Annotated in this window: 20 protein-coding genes; 10 read left to right on the top strand and 10 right to left on the bottom strand. The window is 37.5% G+C overall.

Annotated elements, in window-relative coordinates:
• The first annotated feature begins 3 nt into the window (after nt 1–3).
• The 4 genes from EWU23_RS02900 to EWU23_RS02885 all read left to right on the top strand — a co-directional run bounded on the left by EWU23_RS02900 (nt 4) and on the right by EWU23_RS02885 (nt 4384).
• Nucleotides 4–405: an ExbD/TolR family protein gene (locus EWU23_RS02900; RefSeq protein WP_109323213.1), complete on the top strand. Its 402-nt coding sequence runs from the start codon at nt 4–6 to the stop codon at nt 403–405.
• 1 nt (nt 406) lies between these two features.
• On the top strand, nt 407–919 hold the full coding sequence (locus EWU23_RS02895; RefSeq protein ID WP_166228614.1) for a DUF421 domain-containing protein: 513 nt from the start codon (nt 407–409) through the stop codon (nt 917–919).
• Between the two features lie 65 nt (nt 920–984).
• Nucleotides 985–3447 (top strand): bifunctional aspartate kinase/homoserine dehydrogenase I, encoded by a 2463-nt coding sequence (gene thrA, locus EWU23_RS02890; RefSeq protein WP_166228612.1) that lies wholly within the window; start codon nt 985–987, stop codon nt 3445–3447.
• Nucleotide 3448: 1 nt separating this feature from the next.
• Nucleotides 3449–4384, top strand: a complete 936-nt coding sequence (locus EWU23_RS02885; protein WP_166228610.1) for a homoserine kinase — start codon at nt 3449–3451, stop codon at nt 4382–4384.
• Here EWU23_RS02885 and EWU23_RS02880 read toward each other — a convergent pair.
• Both EWU23_RS02880 and rpsU read right to left on the bottom strand, forming a co-directional pair.
• Nucleotides 4381–5259, bottom strand: a complete 879-nt coding sequence (locus EWU23_RS02880) for a tyrosine-type recombinase/integrase (RefSeq protein WP_166228608.1) — start codon at nt 5257–5259, stop codon at nt 4381–4383. The two genes, EWU23_RS02885 and EWU23_RS02880, sit on opposite strands and share 4 nt — an antisense overlap.
• 36 nt (nt 5260–5295) lie before the next feature.
• Entirely contained in the window at nt 5296–5490 is a 195-nt protein-coding gene (gene rpsU, locus EWU23_RS02875; protein WP_109323208.1) for a 30S ribosomal protein S21, read from the bottom strand.
• A 141-nt stretch (nt 5491–5631) separates the two neighbouring features.
• On the opposite strand from rpsU, the gene metG reads away from it, so the two are divergent.
• On the top strand, nt 5632–7662 hold the full coding sequence (gene metG, locus EWU23_RS02870) for a methionine--tRNA ligase (RefSeq protein ID WP_166228605.1): 2031 nt from the start codon (nt 5632–5634) through the stop codon (nt 7660–7662).
• A 238-nt stretch (nt 7663–7900) separates the two neighbouring features.
• On the opposite strand, the gene EWU23_RS02865 is transcribed toward metG, so the two are convergent.
• Nucleotides 7901–8377 (bottom strand): hypothetical protein, encoded by a 477-nt coding sequence (locus tag EWU23_RS02865; protein ID WP_166228603.1) that lies wholly within the window; start codon nt 8375–8377, stop codon nt 7901–7903.
• Nucleotides 8378–8626: 249 nt separating this feature from the next.
• Nucleotides 8627–9187 carry an aminoacyl-tRNA hydrolase gene (gene pth / locus EWU23_RS02860; protein ID WP_166228601.1) on the bottom strand — a complete coding sequence of 187 codons (561 nt, stop codon included), beginning with the start codon at nt 9185–9187 and terminating at the stop codon, nt 8627–8629.
• Between the two features lie 76 nt (nt 9188–9263).
• On the opposite strand from pth, the gene EWU23_RS02855 reads away from it, so the two are divergent.
• Nucleotides 9264–10013, top strand: a complete 750-nt coding sequence (locus EWU23_RS02855) for an SDR family NAD(P)-dependent oxidoreductase (protein ID WP_166229027.1) — start codon at nt 9264–9266, stop codon at nt 10011–10013.
• 2 nt (nt 10014–10015) lie between these two features.
• Here EWU23_RS02855 and rlmB read toward each other — a convergent pair whose 3' ends face one another.
• From rlmB to EWU23_RS02835, 4 genes are all read right to left on the bottom strand, one after another.
• Nucleotides 10016–10807 (bottom strand): 23S rRNA (guanosine(2251)-2'-O)-methyltransferase RlmB, encoded by a 792-nt coding sequence (rlmB, locus tag EWU23_RS02850; RefSeq protein ID WP_166228599.1) that lies wholly within the window; start codon nt 10805–10807, stop codon nt 10016–10018.
• Between the two features lie 70 nt (nt 10808–10877).
• Entirely contained in the window at nt 10878–11471 is a 594-nt protein-coding gene (locus EWU23_RS02845; protein ID WP_166228597.1) for an alpha-ketoglutarate-dependent dioxygenase AlkB family protein, read from the bottom strand.
• A gap of 96 nt (nt 11472–11567) precedes the next feature.
• Complete coding sequence (locus EWU23_RS02840; protein ID WP_166228595.1) at nt 11568–11867, bottom strand: winged helix-turn-helix domain-containing protein; 300 nt, start codon at nt 11865–11867, stop codon at nt 11568–11570.
• Nucleotides 11860–12420: a hypothetical protein gene (locus EWU23_RS02835; protein ID WP_166228593.1), complete on the bottom strand. Its 561-nt coding sequence runs from the start codon at nt 12418–12420 to the stop codon at nt 11860–11862. The genes EWU23_RS02840 and EWU23_RS02835 overlap by 8 nt, the downstream gene beginning before the upstream one ends.
• Nucleotides 12421–12531: 111 nt before the next feature.
• Here EWU23_RS02835 and EWU23_RS02830 point away from each other — a divergent pair, with 111 nt between their 5' ends.
• Together EWU23_RS02830 and EWU23_RS02825 are read left to right on the top strand one after the other, a co-directional pair.
• Entirely contained in the window at nt 12532–13302 is a 771-nt protein-coding gene (locus EWU23_RS02830) for a class I SAM-dependent methyltransferase (RefSeq protein ID WP_166228591.1), read from the top strand.
• Nucleotides 13303–13306: 4 nt separating this feature from the next.
• Nucleotides 13307–13948, top strand: a complete 642-nt coding sequence (locus tag EWU23_RS02825) for an O-methyltransferase (RefSeq protein WP_166228589.1) — start codon at nt 13307–13309, stop codon at nt 13946–13948.
• On the opposite strand, the gene EWU23_RS02820 is transcribed toward EWU23_RS02825, so the two are convergent.
• Entirely contained in the window at nt 13945–15546 is a 1602-nt protein-coding gene (locus tag EWU23_RS02820) for a LysM peptidoglycan-binding domain-containing protein (RefSeq protein WP_166228587.1), read from the bottom strand. The two genes, EWU23_RS02825 and EWU23_RS02820, sit on opposite strands and share 4 nt — an antisense overlap.
• Nucleotides 15547–15706: 160 nt before the next feature.
• On the opposite strand from EWU23_RS02820, the gene EWU23_RS02815 reads away from it, so the two are divergent.
• Together EWU23_RS02815 and EWU23_RS02810 are read left to right on the top strand one after the other, a co-directional pair.
• The gene (locus EWU23_RS02815; RefSeq protein WP_166228585.1) at nt 15707–16279 is read left to right on the top strand and encodes a DUF3109 family protein; all 573 of its coding nucleotides are present in this window, start codon (nt 15707–15709) and stop codon (nt 16277–16279) included.
• Between the two features lie 46 nt (nt 16280–16325).
• The gene (locus EWU23_RS02810) at nt 16326–16652 is read left to right on the top strand and encodes an MGMT family protein (RefSeq protein WP_166228583.1); all 327 of its coding nucleotides are present in this window, start codon (nt 16326–16328) and stop codon (nt 16650–16652) included.
• Between the two features lie 20 nt (nt 16653–16672).
• Here EWU23_RS02810 and mtgA read toward each other — a convergent pair whose 3' ends face one another.
• A complete protein-coding gene (mtgA, locus tag EWU23_RS02805; protein WP_166228582.1) occupies nt 16673–17467 on the bottom strand; it encodes a monofunctional biosynthetic peptidoglycan transglycosylase in 795 nt (264 codons plus the stop codon).
• Nucleotides 17468–17506: the final 39 nt, after the last annotated feature.

The following is a 17506-nucleotide window of genomic DNA, read 5'->3' as shown; positions in this document are numbered from 1 at the left end:
GGTATGAATTTTAGAAAACGAAATAGAGAAGCCTCGGAGGTTGAAACAGGCGCATTAGCAGATATTTTATTCTTTTTGCTCATGTTCTTTTTGATGATTTCCACCTTAGCTTCACCGGACGCCATTAAGCTATTGCTACCTGAAACCGCTAAGCCTGCACCAACTCCAGCCAATGAGGTGGTTCGCTTAACAGTGGATGAGAATCGTAATTACTTTATTGATGACAATCCTGTGGATTTTGCCAATTTAGAAGCTGAATTGACTCAAGCAGTATCTGCCAAAAAAGCTGCTACTTTAATTGTACGCATGGATCGCAATCAAACGGTTCAGGAGTTGACGAATGTATATGATTTAGCTGCCAAATTGAACCTATCCATGGTGATGGCTGCAGAAAAGAAAAAATAACATGGAGGGCTATATTCTTATTGCCCTTAAATCAATAGCCGTCTACGTATTCATCGTGGCGGCTATTCGTCTTTTTGGGAAACGTGAATTTGCCCAATTATCTGTGGTGGATGTTGTGTTTATCTTGCTGATATCCAATTCAGTGCAAACGGCCATGGTGGGGGATGATTCAAGCTTATTGGGAGGCCTCGTTGCTGCCATGGCACTATTTTTAATGAATTTTACATTTAAAAAAATCATTACTTCCAATAAATCCTGGTCCAAAGCCATTGATGGTGAACCCATCATGTTGATATATCAAGGTGTTTTAAAACCTGCAGGATTGAGAGAAGCTAGCTTAACCTTGGAGGAATTGGAAGCGGCCATTCGAGAACATGGTGTTGAAAAAATGGAAGATGTTAATCTGGCTGTTTTTGAAGTAGACGGAAATATATCTGTTCTTTCTGAAAACTATCGAAAAATATCCAAAAGGAGACGAGGTGGTCACCGAATCATAGGGAATAATACAGCCTAATCTCGTATATTTGTCGAATTCTTGCCTGTTTGTAGAGGTAAGTATCATTTTTCTCTTCTTTATTAATGGAAAAAATTTTAAAATTCGGAGGGACCAGTTGTGGAAGCGTCGAGAGTATCCAATCCGTCTTATTCGTCATTGAATCCAATTGGAAATCATCAAAACAGTTTGCCGTGGTATTTTCCGCAATGAGCGGAGTTACCAACTCGTTGTTGGAGGCAGGTAAATTGGCATCACAAGGTAAAGAGCCTTATTTGCCATTGATTGAATCCATCGAAACGAGGCATTTTGAAGTCATTAAACACTTCATTCCTTTAAAAGGACAATCCCAAGTCATAGCGCATATTCGAACCTTAGTGAATGAATTAAGGGACGTATTGAAGGGAATTGCCTTGGTCAAAGAAAATTCTCCTAAAACGTCGGATTTATTGGTCAGTTTTGGTGAAAGATTATCTACCTCGTTAATCACAGCTATCTTAAAAGAAAAAGGCTTGCCTGTTCTCTTTGTTGATGCCCGTCAGTTCATGAAAACCAATGATACCTTTGGTAAATCGGAGGTAGACTTTGCTCAAACCAATGCCTTGATTCAAGCTTTTTTTGAGCAACATGCACAGGAAATCTGTTTAGTCACAGGCTTTATTGGTTCGAATGCTCTTGGAGAAACAACTACACTTGGTCGTGGGGGCTCAGATTATACTGCTTCTGTTATTGGGGCGGCCTTGGATGTAAAAGAAATAGAAATTTGGACGGATGTGGATGGTATGATGACCGCTGATCCACGGAAAGTAAGTAATGCCTTTACCATTCCATCCATCAGCTATGCGGAAGCCATGGAATTGACTCACTTTGGTGCGAAAGTCATATATCCACCTTCCTTACAACCTGCTTTTGCAAAAAATATCCCCATTCGGGTGTTGAATACCTTTAATCTGAACTTTAAAGGAACAGTTGTTAGTAAAGAGCAAAAGCCCAACCCTTACATTATCACTGGAATCAGTTCCATTGATTCATTGGCATTAGTCAATTTACAAGGATCAGGAATGATAGGCGTAGCTGGTGTTTCAGCTAAATTATTTACGGTTTTAGCTAGGGAGAAAATATCGGTCATATTAATTTCTCAGGCATCTTCTGAGCACTCAATTTGTTTTGCCATTGAACCGCAAAATGCTGTTCGTGTAAGAGATATTTTAGAGGCAGAATTTGCTCAAGAGATGGTTATGGGCGATATTGAAGGAATCGATATCCAATCCAATTTGTCTGTCATAGCCGTGGTAGGAGAGGGGATGCGCAAGCACACTGGTGTTAGTGGTAAATTGTTTTCTGTATTAGGTAAAAACGGGATTAACATTGTGGCAACCGCCCAAGGTTCTTCCGAATTAAATATATCCGTAGTCATTGAGCAGAAGGATTTATCCAAAGCACTAAATGTCATCCATGAAACTTTTTTCTTCAGTAAATTAAAAACATTGCATTTGTTTTTAGTGGGGACTGGGTTAATTGGAAAGACTTTATTGGATCAATTAGCTGGTCAAGAGCGCTATTTAGCTAAATATCGTGGACTAAAGGTTAAATTGGTCGGTATTGCCAATTCTAGACAACAATTAATTCAAGAAAAAGGAATTGATGTAAAAACATCCTTGGATCTATTGGCTCAGCATGGGAAGTCTCAAGATTTGCCTGCATTTATTGAAAAAATAAAAGCACTCAATTTACCCAATTCCATTTTTGCGGATTGCACAGCTGATAAACAAATATATTCCCATTATTTAGGCTTATTTAAGTCGAATATATCGGTAGTAACTCCCAATAAAGTGGCCAATTCAGGCCCTTATCCATTGTATGCTGAGTTACATCAAACAGCTTTAGAAAAAGGGGTTAAATTCTTATATGAAACCAATGTAGGTGCTGGTTTACCAGTTATTAATACCTTACAAGGATTAATTGCTTCTGGTGATCGCTTTGAAAAAATTGAGGGAATTTTGTCCGGTACTTTATCTTTTATCTTCAATCAATTTAAACCAGGGCGCTCATTCGCAGAGGTATTGAGAGAGGCGAAAGCTAAAGGGTATACGGAACCTGATCCTCGAGAGGATTTAAGTGGTATGGACGTGGCTCGGAAAATATTGATTTTAAGTCGTGAAATAGGTTTGAAACTGGAGTTCTCCGATATCACTATTGAAAAAATCATTCCCCCAGCATGTGAACAAGCTGCCACCGTGGATGATTTCTTTTTGGAATTAGAGAAAGCCAACGATTATTTTGAAAAAATGGTGGCCTCTGCATCTGAAAGAGGGCATGTTTTACGCTATATAGCGGCATTAGAAAATCAAAAAATCACCATTGGTTTGCGGGAAATCGATGCTCAGCATCCTTTCTATCAAATGGATGGAGCTGATAATGTCATTGCATTTACCACCAAGCGATACCATGATCGCCCATTGGTGATTAAAGGACCAGGTGCGGGTGCTGAAGTGACAGCCTCTGGAGTATTTGCTGATATTGTTTCAATGGGTAGCTATTTAGCATAAGATGGAAAAAATACGTGTTTATGCCCCTGCAACAGTCGCGAATGTAGCTTGTGGATTTGATATTTTTGGGTTTGCAGTCAATCGACCAGGCGATGAAATTGTTTTAGAAAAGAGAGCAGAACCAGGAATTAGCATCATTGAAATTACTGGTGATGATGGACGTTTACCCTTGGAAGTAGCTAAAAATACCGCTGGAATAGCTATTCAAAAATACTTGGCGCATATAGGTCGTGAAGATCAAGGATTTAACTTGTCCTTGCACAAAGATATGCCACTAGGTTCCGGATTGGGATCTTCGGCTGCTTCGGCTGTGGCAGGTGTTTTTGCTGCCAATGAATTGATGGGGAAGCCTTTGCCTCAGAAGGACTTACTGCCTTTTGCTATGGAAGGAGAGCGTGTAGCTTGTGGTTCTGCTCATGCTGATAATGTAGGGCCCAGTTTATTGGGTGGATTCATTATTATTCGAAGCTATGATCCCTTGGACATTATTCAAATTGCCACTCCTGTAGATTTATATGCTAGCATAGTGCATCCACACATTGAAGTGAATACCAAAGATGCACGGGGTATTTTGGATAAAGAGATTTCTTTATCGACGACCATCACTCAAATGGGAAATGTGGCGGGTTTAGTAGCAGGATTAATGCTACCCGATTATGCATTAATTGGTCGTTCCTTGGTGGACGTGATTATTGAACCGTCTCGAGCTATTTTAATTCCTCAATTTGCCGAAGTGAAAGCGGCTGCATTGCAGGCAGGAGCCTTGGGTTGTTCTATTTCAGGTTCTGGGCCCTCCTTGTTTGCCTTATCAAAAGGAGAGGAAGTGGCTAAGCAAGTAGCAGACGCAATGAGATATCAGTTTGCTCAAGTAGGAATTGGTTCGGATTTATTCGTATCTCCGATTAATCAACAAGGCCCCATGATATTGCCGAATTAGGCTTTGGGGTGAGCTTGAGTATAAATTTCCTTAATTTTTTCCATAGAATTATGGGTATACACCTGGGTGGCGGCTAAGTTAGCATGCCCCAGTAGCTCCTTAATCGCATTTAAATCAGCCCCATTGTTCAATAAATGAGTGGCATAGGTATGTCGTAGTACATGGGGAGAAAGTTTCTCTAAGGTGCTAATCTCGCCTAATTGTTTTTTGACTAGCCTTTGAACCATCATGGGATATACTGGCTTTCCTTTATTGTCTACAATTAGAGAAGAACTTTCAAAAGGACATAAATTTAAATACCGCTGAATGAGCTGTAACAGAAAAGGGGGGATGGGGATAATTCTTTCTTTATTTCTTTTACCCAATACGCGTAATGTCCCTTGTGCCTGATTAATATGGCTTTTTTGAAGAGAAATAAGTTCCGCCAAACGCATACCTGTACCATACAATAAGTACAGGATTAGTTGATCTCTGATTGTTCCGAAGTCTTGATTCGCTTCATCAATTCTAGGGATTTCTGCCATTTCACTTTCTCGTAGAAATTGAGGAAGTTTTTTCCTGGTTTTGATGGTTCGAATGGGTAAGAGTGGGTTTTCCTGAATTAGACCTTTTTGAAGTAGAAACTTATACAAGGTACGTAGACTAGCTAATTTTCGATTAATGCTACGGTTTTCAAGGGAATTTTCTGACAAATGAACCAACCACAGGCGAATTTGTCCTGATGAGACTTGGGTCAATGGAAGGGAGTTATGCTGCTCTTCAAGAAAGAGACTAAACTGTTTTAAATCAGTCGCATAGGAGATAATCGTGTGAGGACTGCATCGCCGCTCCACCGATAAATGCTCTAAAAAAAAATTGACTACGTCCGAATTCATCACTCGAAAGTAGTCAATTATTAGAAATTAGGGGAATTAGTTATTGATATTCCCGTAAGTTTTTTGCTTGTAAGACGCACGAATCAATTCAGTACGGCGAGCGATAGATGGTTTTTCGAAAGCAGATCTTCTACGCAATTCTTTAACTACACCCGTTTTCTCGAATTTCTTTTTGAATCGCTTTAATGCTTTGTCTATTGACTCGTTTTCTTTGATTGAAATTATTAACATGTACGTAATGATTTTTAAAATGTCCGCAAATATAACTCTTTGTTTTTTTACATGCAAACCTTAATTCAAGATTTTAAGAGATTTATTCGAGTTCAAAATGCTGTTTTTTAGCTAAATTTGTATTTCATTTTAATTAGAGATATGTCAGAATTTAAACGAACCACTGTTACTGCAGCATTAATTTATGCCAATGGGCCTATTCATATTGGTCATTTGGCGGGTTGTTATTTACCTGCAGATATTTATGTTCGTTTTTTACGTCTACAAAATAAAGACGTCATTTTTGTATCTGGAACGGATGAACATGGGGTTCCAATTACCATCAAGGCTCAAAAAGAGGGGAAAACTCCACAAGAAGTAGTCGATTATTATTACAAAGAGATCAAACAATCATTTGAAGAATTTGGTATTTCTTTTGATATCTATGGAAGGACGTCTGATCCTGTTCATCACAAGCTATCTCAGGATTTCTTTTTGAAGTTGTATCAAGAAGGTAAATTTATTGAAGAAGTAACAGAGCAATTTTATGATGAAGCAGCTGGTCAGTTTTTAGCTGACCGTTATATCATAGGAGAGTGCCCTAGCTGTCATCAGGCTGGGGCTTACGGTGATCAGTGTGAGAAATGTGGTACGACATTGTCGCCCAATGAATTGATTAACCCTAAATCTACGTTGAGCGGTTCTGCGCCGTCATTGCGCCCAACCAAAAACTGGTTCTTGCCATTGGATCAATGGCAGCCTGAACTGGAAAAATACGTGGCTTCGCATCCTGAATGGAAGCCAAATGTATCTGGTCAAGTGAAATCATGGTTGAATGATGGATTAAAGCCACGTGCTATGACCCGTGATTTATCTTGGGGAGTGCCTGTGCCCATTGAAGGAAATGAGGGAAAGGTGCTGTATGTTTGGTTTGATGCTCCAATAGGATATATTTCCATGACAAGTCAATTAAGACCTGATTGGGAGAAATATTGGAAAGAAAAGGATACACGCATTGTACATTTTATTGGAAAGGATAATATCGTATTTCATTGTCTGATTTTTCCAGCCATGTGCATGGCTCATGGTGAATATCAATTGGCAGATCAGGTTCCAGCGAACGAATTCATGAATTTGGAAGGGGAAAAAATCTCAACTTCCAGAAATTGGGCTGTTTGGTTGCATGAATATTTGAAAGAATTTCCTGACAAGCAAGATGTTTTGCGCTATGTGTTGACGGCTTCAAGTCCTGAGACCAAAGACGCTGACTTTACTTGGTCGGATTTTCAGACGAAGAATAATTCTGAATTAGTAGCCATTTTAGGCAATTTTGTCAACCGTGCTTTTGTGCTCTTGGATAAGAATTTCGATTCAAAAGTTCCTGCCAAATTAGAAGATTCACTCTTAGAAACGGATCTGAAGCAGGCATTGAGTGAAATTCCAGATAAATTGGCAGCGGCATTGGAAGGATATAAGTTTAGAGACGCTTTAGTGTATGCGATGGAAGTTGCAAGGCTGGGGAATAAGTACCTAGCAGAAGCGGAACCTTGGAAGTTGATGAAAGAAAATCCTGAAAAAGCAGGTCATGTGCTCAATTATGCGATTCAATTGGTATCACATGTTAGTATAGCCTTAGAACCTTTTTTACCATTTACTACCCAAAAATTGAGAAATGCATTGGGTATTGAAAAGGCAGATTGGGCACTTTTGGGTGATTTTGATAGCCTACCTGTAGGAACCACGTTAAAAAATCCAGGTTTATTGTTTGAGAAATTAGAAGATGACGTCATCCAAAAACAGGTGGATAAGCTGAATCAAACGAAACAGCAGATGTTATTGCAATCTAAACAGCCAAATCCTATTAAGGAAACTATTGATTTCGAAAGTTTCGCTAAAATGGATATTCGTATTGGTCAGGTGATTGCGGCAGAAAAAATGGAAAAAAGCAAGAAGTTGCTGAAGTTGACCGTCGATGACGGAATTCGTCAACGTACCATTTTAAGCGGGATTGCTGAGCATTTTCAAGTTGAAGACGTTTTAGGTAGAAAAGTTACTTTCTTAGCAAACCTAGCTCCACGAAAAATGATGGGATTAGAAAGTGAGGGAATGATCTTGATGGCAGAGGGGCAGGATGGAAAATTATCCTTTATTCAGCCTGACTCTGGAATTTGGAATGGAGCTTCTGTGAGTTAAAAAGGGACTTTTTGGACATAAAAATAAGGTCAGAAGATGCTTCTGGCCTTATTTATTTAACCTCTAAACCTATTTAACTATGAAAATTTATACAAATATATACGTTTTCTTAGAATAATATAAGATTAATGCAAAAAAAATTATTGTATCATTTAGATTAAATAAAAAAGGTGTCGTTATAAACAACACCTTTTTTTATTACCTCTAAACCTATTTAACTATGAAAACTACTTACAATCTAATTTTTGAATACAACAATCAATTCTGGATTTTGTTCGAATTCTAAATCTAATTTTGATTCGATCACTGGTTCTTGACCTAAAATAGCCCAGATGGTGTTGATGGCTTTCGCCGATTTATTAATCTCTTTCATCCAGTTTAACGATTTTTCGTCAGAGAAATTTTGCGCTTGGCGAGAAATCGTCTGAATGGTTTGGTTAAACGTGATTTTATCTTGTTTGCTAGCATGTAAGTATTCCGCTTTGCCGTTTTGATAATCTTCTAATATAGAGATTGTTAGGCTAGCCGCAGATGGCTTAGTTGCTTTGTGATCTTTCTTTATAAAATTCTGAATAACTTCAGATAAAGTTTCCTTCTTGATAGACAAATTACTTGTCGACGTTTCGTTGTTACGATTTGTACCGCTTGCTTTTGTTTCCGCTCCGATTAGGCTTAGTCCAACTAAACAGCTAATCACTAATAAATTCTTTTTCATAAGTTTTGTTATATTTATTTCCTAAATCAACAATACAAAATTATTGTATTTTTTCGATATAGCAAAACTTGAATTTAGACAATTTGTATTATAAAAATTCTAAATATTCGTTAATTTGATTTAAAATCAGAATTTATTGAATGTTTATTTGTTTATTTCGGAATATTATTTGGCAATACTTCTTGATACATTTTGATAATTCTAATTTGAAAATTTAGGAATAATTCAAAAATTCTTTAAAAAATACAATTACTGATTGTATTTATTCATTGTTTGTTGGATGCCTTCCAGGCAAAATGTTTCAATGAATGGAATGGCTCTCTCTAGGACCTCTGGAATAAGTCCTAATTCTTCTTCGGAAAAGTTACTTAGCACATATTCGACTTGTCGACCTTTAGAAAAATTGTCACCAATCCCCATGCGTAAGCGAGGGTATTCACTACTTTGTAAGCTTGCCTCAATACTTTTTAACCCATTGTGTCCACCACTGGATCCTTTTGGTTTTAAACGTAGGGTTTCAAAGGGTAAAGCTAAATCATCCACCAAGATTAATAGGTTTTCTTTAGGTACTTTGAGATGTTGCATCCAATAGTTAACTGCTTTACCACTTAGATTCATGTAGGTATTCGGTTTAATGAGATGGATTTGATGTCCTTTTAGTTTATATGAGCATTGGCTGGCATATCTATCCGGCGAGAATTTCAGATCTTTTAGTTTGGCTACATAATCCAAAGCCATAAATCCAATATTGTGGCGGGTAAATAAATATTCGGGGCCAATGTTGCCTAATCCTACAATTAGATAATTCATAGTTTAATTTTTGACAAAAGTACAAGCAAATTTTTTAGAAGACAGCTTTGACATTAACTTAGTGGAAAAATTTGACATGAATAAAATTGCTTGTATTACAGGAGCCAGTTCGGGAATTGGTTTAGCTACATCTAAAGCATTAGCTGGTTTAGGTTATCAATTAATCCTTTGCGGAAGGCGTCGTGATCGTCTGGAAGAGTTGCAGCAATCAATACAAGTAGCTAGTTATATTTTATGTTTTGACGTTCGAAATTGGTCTGAGGTAGAGCAAGCATTTCAAAGTTTACCTATTGAATGGAAAAATATCGATGTATTGATCAATAATGCAGGTAATGCACATGGACTTTCACCCATTCAAGACGGCTCATTAGAAGACTGGGATGCCATGTTACATGGCAATGTCAATGGTCTATTGTATGTATCAAAAATGGTGATTCCTGAAATGATTCGTAGAGAGCAAGGACACATCATCAATATATCTTCTATAGCCGGAAAACAAACCTACGCCAATGGGAATGTGTATTGCGCCTCCAAAGCAGCTGTAGAGGCTTTGTCGCAAGGAATGCGCATCGACTTGAATCCTTTTAACATCAAAGTGTCCAATATAGCTCCAGGAGCTGTTAATACGGAATTCTCAGCCGTTCGGTTTAAAGGTGATTTACCAAGGGCAGAATCGGTTTATCAAGGCTTCACTCCATTGGAAGCGGCAGATATTGCTAGCTTAATAGCGTACATGGTTTCTTGCCCAGCTCATGTGAATTTAGCTGACGTAACTATTTTACCCAGCGCTCAAGCGTCAGCTACACAAATTAAAAAAGTGTTGTGAAATTAGTTAAGTCTTTGACGTAGAGCTTCGTAGATGATGACACCTGCGGCTACGGATACATTTAAAGAACCTACTTGTCCGGTTTGTGGAATGGCAGCTAATTCATCTGCTTTTCGAATAATTTCATCAGAAATACCATCTTCTTCAGAACCTAGCACGATGGCTGTAGGTTCTTTAAAGTCTTTGGCATAAACAGAATCCTTCGTTTTTTCCGTACATGCAATCACTTTAAGGCCAGCATTTTGTAAATATTCTATCGTACTGATCAAGTTTTCTTCTCGACAAACTGGTAGAAAGTTTAATGCACCAGAAGAGGTTTTCATGGCATCTGCATTTATTTGAGCAGCACCACGAGAAGGTATAACAATGGCATGAACGCCGGCACATTCAGCAGTACGCGCAATAGCTCCAAAATTTCTTACATCAGTAATTCGATCTAAAATCAGAATTAAGGGTGTTTGTCCTTTCTCAAAAGTGTCAGCAATGATATTGTCAATTTTGGCGTAATGAATGGCAGAGACGAAAGCAATAGCACCTTGGTGATTTTTACGCGTAATGCGATTTAGCTTTTCAATGGGCACTTTTTGAACCTGAATGCCTTTTTCTTTGGCTAATTCTAAAATTTCAATACTTCCTAATTCCCTTTGTACTAGAAGGCGGTCAATTTCTTTTCCAGCCCGGAGCGTTTCCAAAACGGATTGAATTCCAAAAACAAATTCTTTATTATCTGTTTTGGGAGTAGTAAAATGCCTAAATGGCTTTTTAAATGGCTTGGGATCTTGATCGAATGACACGTTGAATAGCTATAATGTAAGGCAAAGGTCGGGATTTTTTTTCATTTTTCTTGAAAATCATTATTCAGAGCTAAATCATCAATCGAAAAGTTAGGTTAATACGTAGCTCTTGGATCTTTTTTGATTTGGCTATAGCATGCTTCCAATGCTCTTGAATGGGTCCTTTCATATTGATTAATTGTCCATTTTCTAATATCAAACTTCTTTTTTCACCTCTAGTTTGATGTTTTAAATCAAATCTCCGTTGACACCCTAAACTTAATGAAGCAATACTTGAATGAGGAACAATGGATTTTTCATTATCTGCATGCCAACCCATGCCTTCGTTTCCATCATGATACAAATTGAGTAAACAGGCATTGTACTTAGCTTGACAAATATCCTCTACTTGTGTCTTAATTTCCCATAGGAGTGGAGTCCAAGCATGGGCTTCTTTTAAACTACCTGAATATCGATATGTTCTACCTAGATCACCATACCAAGCTACTTTTCGAGCCGTGATATGTGTTTTTCCAAATAGTCGAACTTGATCATGGTCCCAAGCTATACTATGTAAGAAGGTATCCAGCATGGAATTCGCTTGTTCCTCAGAATAGATGTTACCGTATGAATATAATTCTCCATCAAAAGGAATAAGATTTTCTACGTGTTCATTTGTTTTCATGATTACCTAAACTAATCAAAAAATCCTGACTCCCAAAAGGAGTCAGGATCTACATTTTTGCCTGAAATAAATCAAATTATGCGGCTTATTGTATGGTTAGGTATTGTTTTCATTTAAATGGAGGTACTTTTTGATGTTTTCTACATATACTTCAAAAGCTTTCTTACCTGTTTCGGAGATAGTAATGATGGTTAAGGGGTAATTGTTTTTAAACGTTTTTTCTATTTGCACGTATTCAGCTTCATGAAGCTTTTTTAATTGATGACTTAAATTCCCTTGGGTTGTTTGAGTTTCTTTCAATAAATCATTGAAATGGGCATGTTTTACAGTTAGTAAAATTGACATGATGGCTAGTCGAACAGGAGAATTTAGTAATGGGTCTAAGTCATTAAACATGATGAGAAATTAGATTGGGCATGACATTTCCTATGATCATACAGGCTCCATTAAGCAGTAATTGTTGTTGAAAAGGAAGGTATAAACAGTAAATAGCGCCTATTCCAAAAATGAGCCCGCAAAGGATAAATAATCGATTTTTCATCAGAAAACCAGATATACTAGTGCCAATTCCCACACATACCAATAAATAAGGGAAAGGGCTAATCTGATTAAACAAGGAAATAAAAAGAGATAAACCTATGGCGATGTACAAGGTAAACCACATAGTTAGTACAAAATGATTATAATAGCTTAAGGATGTTTTTTTACTAGATAATCCCCAAAAGATGCTTAGAATAAGCCCAATTCCTGGGAAAAATATCCATGGATAAAACCAAGGAATGGATAAAATGTGATTCAAAATGGCATACTGAGAAAAGCTAGCAGCTGCAATGAGCATGCCCCAGAGTATGTAAAATTTTCGCTGAATATGATAATCTTGACGGGTTGAGTTTACTACTTTTTGGATAATAGCTAAGCTCTCATTCGGATTCAGTATCGTTTCATTCATTTTTTAGTGGTTTAGTGTTTGCAATATTAATGTAGTTTGCAATGCAAACCAAATTATTTAGAAAAAAATATTTATTTGAATATTCCTACCTTTGTAATCAAATTCTTGAATATGTATAAAACAACTGAAATTGCTTCCTCTGAGATTGCTTCGGATAATCCGATTCACCAACGACTTTTATTCCCTTATTTGCATGTTAGCCACTTAGTATCTGGGGACGTATTGGAGATAGGATGTGGTACTGGAAGGGGAGTAGGTGTATTAGCACCACAAGTCAGTAATTATACTGGGGTGGATAAGAATACGGAATTGATGCAGGAGTTAAGTAAAAATTACCCTTCATTTACCTTCATTGACATGTTTTTGCCGCCATTGAAAGATTTGCCTTCTAATCACTATGATTTTGTGGTCACTTTTCAAGTGATTGAGCATATTGAAAATGATGATTTTTTTCTTCAAGAGGCTGCTCGGGTATTAAAACCAGGAGGCAAATTGTATTTGACCACCGTAAATAAGAAATTTTCTTTAACACGGAACCCTTGGCATGTACGTGAGTACGAAGCAAAAGGTCTTCAAAATTTAATGGAAAAGCATTTCTCCACTGTCATTACGGAAGGGATTCATGGAAATGCTAAAGTGATGGATTATTATGAAGAGAATAAAAAGTCGGTTCAAAAAATCACCCGATTTGATATTTTGAACCTTCAATATCGATTGCCAAGAACTTGGTTACAAGTACCATATGATATTGCTAATCGAATGAGTCGTTTGATTGTTTCCAAAGCCAATAATCAATTAGTGGATTCCATTCAAGTAGATGATTATTCGTTAAATCAAACACCAGATACTTCTTTTGATTTCTTTTACACCGGTATAAAATAATACCATGGAATTCATAGACCCAGCCATTGATGCTTATTCCAGAGCATTTACTGAGCCTGAAAGTGACTTATTAAAAAGTCTTAATCGAGAGACGCATGCTCAAATCTTGCAGCCTCGGATGCTATCAGGGCATTTGCAAGGCCGGTTTTTGGCTTTGATTTCCTCTTTAATTCAGCCTAAATTAATCCTTGAAATTGGGACATATACGGGTTATTCGGCCTTATGTTTGGCGGAAGGCTTATTGCCAGCTGGTAAATTAATCACCTTGGATGTCAATGAGGAATTAGAACGATTTACTCGCTCTTTTTTTGATCAATCTTCTTTCGGCCCTCAAATAGATTACCGAATTGTGGATGCCAAAGACGAAATTCCGAACATTCAAGAAGAAATAGATTTGGTCTTTATCGATGCCGATAAGCGTAATTATGCCTTATATTTTGATTTGGTCATTGATAAGGTAAGAAAAGGAGGTTTAATCATCGTTGATAATGTCCTGTGGAGTGGAAAAGTGGTGGATGAATCCGCTAAAGATAAATCCACCCAAGCACTGAGGGATTTTAATCAAAAGTGTCTAGATGACAAGCGAGTAGAAAATCTGCTATTGCCATTACGAGATGGGCTTTTGATTCTCAAGAAAAAAAATTAAGGCTGAATTTTTAATTTTTGGCCAACTTGTATCTTCGGGTTTTTACCTAATTTATTCCATTCAGATAACTTTTGAACACTGACGCCATATTTTGAAGCTATTTTAAAAAGAGTTTCTCCAGCTTTTACTTGGTGAATTGTACTATTTTTAAGAACTGCATTATTTTTGGCCTCTGCCTTGGTTTCTATACCTGTGCTGGCTTTTTCTACTGAGTTTTTTGCCGTTTCTTCCACAACTTTGACATCAGATTTTTTATCTTTTTCGGGAGCATCGGAACGAATAGTAATTTCTCGACTAACGGCTGGGTCTATATACACTGAACTTCCAGTACTTTTAATAGTTACTTTAGGCTCCTCTGGAATAATTTCTTCTTGCTTTTCCTTCGCCTCATTGTTACGAGGACTAAAGGTTGCTTTTTTTGCTTTTTCATCCAATTGCTCCGCAATTAATTCCAGCATGGGTATTTTTCTAGATACTTTGATTTTTTGTCCTAGACTAATCAAAGAACTCATTTCTAAGCCATTTAATTTAAGTAAGTCGGGCAATTTCATCTCGTATTTGCGTGCAATGGAACTTAAACTCTCCCCAGCTTCCACTGTGTGAAAGCGGGTTTCGACTTTGTCGCTTAAAATGGGTTTATGCTTTTTCTTTGGGTAAAGGGCCTCTTGTGGAATCTCCGCCTCGACATACAATTTATTAGTATCATTGGATGCCGTTAATGCCATACTTTGGGCAGCTAAGCTGACGTTACTTTTTGATTCAAAAATAGACACATTGGAAGGATGATACAGCGTATATTCTTTATCATTGGGAATCCAGTCTTTTAACACCCAAGAATTGTATTTTTTTAAATCATCATAACTCACTTTCCATTCATCCGATAATTCCATCAGGTTTTTGCCTTTCACCTGTTTATAGGTAATCATGCTTGGAGACTCTGTCGCCACTGATTCTTGTGAATTCAACAGTAATTCGGTTTCCCAAAAATGTTTATAAGCTAGGAATCGTAGGACATACCAATCGGTACTAGAATCAACTTCTATGATGGATTTTCCAAGCCAATCCGTTGCTAAGGGCATTTTTTTAAGGGTTCCTAAGCCTAAACGGTAGGATAATAAGGTGCTTAACCAGTTATCTAAAACGGTATTATTTCGACTTAAATAATTGACAGCGCCTTTGGTGGCTTCCATGATGTGGCGTCTTTCATCAATCTCTTTGTTCACTTTCAAACCTACATCTTTAGCTGTTTCTAATTTAAACTGCCAATAACCTACGGCATTGGATGTTGAAACGGCATTCGGATTTAAGGAGCTCTCTTGTACACAGAGGTATTTAAAATCATCAGGAATATTTCCTTCTTTTAAAATAGGCTCAATCAAAGGGAAAAATAGTCGCATTTTATCTTTCATCATACCCACAAATTTTTTGTTGGCACCTAACATAGCCCATTCTTTTTCTAAAATGGGTTTCGCGGAAGGATGAATAGCTACCCGCAAATTACCTAAGCTTAAGGTATCTGGACGAGTGCTAGCATGGACGGTAAAAAATGCGCTGCTTGCCAACAACAAAAAAAGAAATAGTAGCTTTTTTTGATTCATACTTGATGGATTAATAAAGCAATGAAAGCTTGCGAAGCCTATTTAATGTAAAATTACCAAATATTCTCATTTAACGGTTTTTAAATAGGATTATTGCTAATTGACCTTTTGTGTTTTAAGAGCTTGAGAATATCTTTACCTTTGTGAAAAATAGGATAAAATGATTTTAATTGACGATACTGTTATCAGTGAGGATGTGGCCGATGAGTTCTTTGTTTGCGATTTAAGCAAGTGTAAAGGAGCCTGCTGTGTAGAAGGAGATTTAGGTGCTCCTTTAGAGGAAGAAGAACTAGCCATTATAGAAGGTATTCAAGAGCAAATTGCCCCCTATTTATCTGAAGAAGGGAAGGCCGTTATCCAGCAGGTGGGTACTTGGGTCAAAGATGAGGATGGTGACTTTTCAACTCCGGTCATTGAAGGAAGAGAATGTGTTTATGCCATTTATGATGACAAAAAGTATTTAAAGTGTGGGATTGAGCAAGCCTATTTTGATGGTAAGATTGACTTTAGAAAACCTATTTCTTGCCATTTATATCCTATTCGAATAGCCAAATTAGCGGAGTATCAGGCGTTAAATTATGATCGTTGGACCATCTGCTCTGATGCCTGTTCTCATGGTAAACAATTGGGTGTGCCTATTTATAAATTCCTTAAGGAGCCTTTAATCCGCAAATTTGGGGAGAAATGGTACAGTGAGTTGGAGAAGGAAATAGAAGAGAGAAAAGAAGAGTAAGTAAATTATAAGTTATAAATGATAGATTATAAGTTAATGCGTTAAAATGGCGGCTAATCTTAATTCCTTTGATGCTATCTACCAGGTTGTTCAACTGATTCCTACAGGGAAAGTAACGTCTTATGGAGCTATAGCTGCCTATTTGGGAATGAAAGGAGGGGCAAGAATGGTCGGTTGGGCAATGAATGCCTCACATACATTAGAAAATGTACCCGCACATCGAGTGGTTAATAGAAATGGAATATTGACTGGTAAAAATTTCTTTGGGGGTAATCGGATGCAAGAACTTTTGGAAGAGGAGGGAATTCAGGTGAAAGAGGATAAAATTATTGGATTCCAACAGCATTTTTGGGATCCAAGTTCCGAGTTATAAAATTAATCGCTTGTAGGCTTTCAATCAATCTGACTCAAGAATTTTTTACCCCCTAGCATCCGCATTTGTCGCTGAATTGTATTCGTTCTCCGCTGTACGTAATTAGAAGGGTTTTGGATGGAAAAACGGATGGGATTCGGTAATACTGCGGCAATTCTAGCTGCTTCAGCTCGACTCACTTCTGAAGCAGAATGACCATAATACTTACGGCAAGCGGCTTCCACTCCAAATGTCATTTTACCTGTTTCGGCTACATTGAGATAAACTTCTAAAATTCTTTGTTTGCCCCAAATTAACTCAATCATGAATGTAAAATAGGCCTCTAATCCTTTTCTTAGATAGCTTCTACCTTGCCATAAAAATACATTTTTGGCGACTTGCTGGGAAATGGTACTAGCTCCTTTGATGCGTTTCCCTTTCATATTGTGGCGCATGGCACCCCACATGGCCTCAAAGTCAAATCCCTTGTGTTCTGGGAAAAGTTGATCTTCAGAAGCGATAACAGCCAAAGCACAGTTTTTATCGATTTCTGAATAGGAAGTCCAGTTTGAATATATTTTACTAGGTTTTCCTTCCATGATAGCATCGATTTTGCGACTAGCCATGGTAGGGGTGAAGTAAATGGGGATAAATTTCAACAATAAAATCATCACCAAAGAGGCAATCCACGCATAAAAGGCAAACCAAGCAAGTTTGATGACATATTTTTTGAAAGTACGAGAAGATTTAGGGCCAGAACTAGTATTGACCTTTCCGAATTTAGACGATTTGCTAGTAAGTCGTACTTCTTTCGTTAAGTCAATTCTTTTTGCCATTGAGATGTTGAGGTATAATAGATTGCAAAAATACAATCT

The organism is Aquirufa beregesia (assembly GCF_011090385.1).
Classification (GTDB): domain Bacteria; phylum Bacteroidota; class Bacteroidia; order Cytophagales; family Spirosomataceae; genus Aquirufa; species Aquirufa beregesia.
Note: the sequence above shows the minus strand (reverse complement) of the source record. Positions and strands in the feature narration are given on the sequence as shown.

What these genes read in the sequence shown, in the direction of transcription:
- EWU23_RS02900 (WP_109323213.1), top strand. Translation starts at nt 4, where the DNA reads ATGAATTTTAGAAAACGAAATAGAGAAGCCTCGGAGGTTGAAACAGGC.
- EWU23_RS02895 (WP_166228614.1), top strand. Translation starts at nt 407, where the DNA reads ATGGAGGGCTATATTCTTATTGCCCTTAAATCAATAGCCGTCTACGTA.
- thrA (WP_166228612.1), top strand. Translation starts at nt 985, where the DNA reads ATGGAAAAAATTTTAAAATTCGGAGGGACCAGTTGTGGAAGCGTCGAG.
- EWU23_RS02885 (WP_166228610.1), top strand. Translation starts at nt 3,449, where the DNA reads ATGGAAAAAATACGTGTTTATGCCCCTGCAACAGTCGCGAATGTAGCT.
- EWU23_RS02880 (WP_166228608.1), bottom strand. Translation starts at nt 5,259, where the DNA reads ATGAATTCGGACGTAGTCAATTTTTTTTTAGAGCATTTATCGGTGGAG.
- rpsU (WP_109323208.1), bottom strand. Translation starts at nt 5,490, where the DNA reads ATGTTAATAATTTCAATCAAAGAAAACGAGTCAATAGACAAAGCATTA.
- metG (WP_166228605.1), top strand. Translation starts at nt 5,632, where the DNA reads ATGTCAGAATTTAAACGAACCACTGTTACTGCAGCATTAATTTATGCC.
- EWU23_RS02865 (WP_166228603.1), bottom strand. Translation starts at nt 8,377, where the DNA reads ATGAAAAAGAATTTATTAGTGATTAGCTGTTTAGTTGGACTAAGCCTA.
- pth (WP_166228601.1), bottom strand. Translation starts at nt 9,187, where the DNA reads ATGAATTATCTAATTGTAGGATTAGGCAACATTGGCCCCGAATATTTA.
- EWU23_RS02855 (WP_166229027.1), top strand. Translation starts at nt 9,264, where the DNA reads ATGAATAAAATTGCTTGTATTACAGGAGCCAGTTCGGGAATTGGTTTA.
- EWU23_RS02845 (WP_166228597.1), bottom strand. Translation starts at nt 11,471, where the DNA reads ATGAAAACAAATGAACACGTAGAAAATCTTATTCCTTTTGATGGAGAA.
- EWU23_RS02840 (WP_166228595.1), bottom strand. Translation starts at nt 11,867, where the DNA reads ATGTTTAATGACTTAGACCCATTACTAAATTCTCCTGTTCGACTAGCC.
- EWU23_RS02835 (WP_166228593.1), bottom strand. Translation starts at nt 12,420, where the DNA reads ATGAATGAAACGATACTGAATCCGAATGAGAGCTTAGCTATTATCCAA.
- EWU23_RS02830 (WP_166228591.1), top strand. Translation starts at nt 12,532, where the DNA reads ATGTATAAAACAACTGAAATTGCTTCCTCTGAGATTGCTTCGGATAAT.
- EWU23_RS02825 (WP_166228589.1), top strand. Translation starts at nt 13,307, where the DNA reads ATGGAATTCATAGACCCAGCCATTGATGCTTATTCCAGAGCATTTACT.
- EWU23_RS02820 (WP_166228587.1), bottom strand. Translation starts at nt 15,546, where the DNA reads ATGAATCAAAAAAAGCTACTATTTCTTTTTTTGTTGTTGGCAAGCAGC.
- EWU23_RS02815 (WP_166228585.1), top strand. Translation starts at nt 15,707, where the DNA reads ATGATTTTAATTGACGATACTGTTATCAGTGAGGATGTGGCCGATGAG.
- EWU23_RS02810 (WP_166228583.1), top strand. Translation starts at nt 16,326, where the DNA reads ATGGCGGCTAATCTTAATTCCTTTGATGCTATCTACCAGGTTGTTCAA.
- mtgA (WP_166228582.1), bottom strand. Translation starts at nt 17,467, where the DNA reads ATGGCAAAAAGAATTGACTTAACGAAAGAAGTACGACTTACTAGCAAA.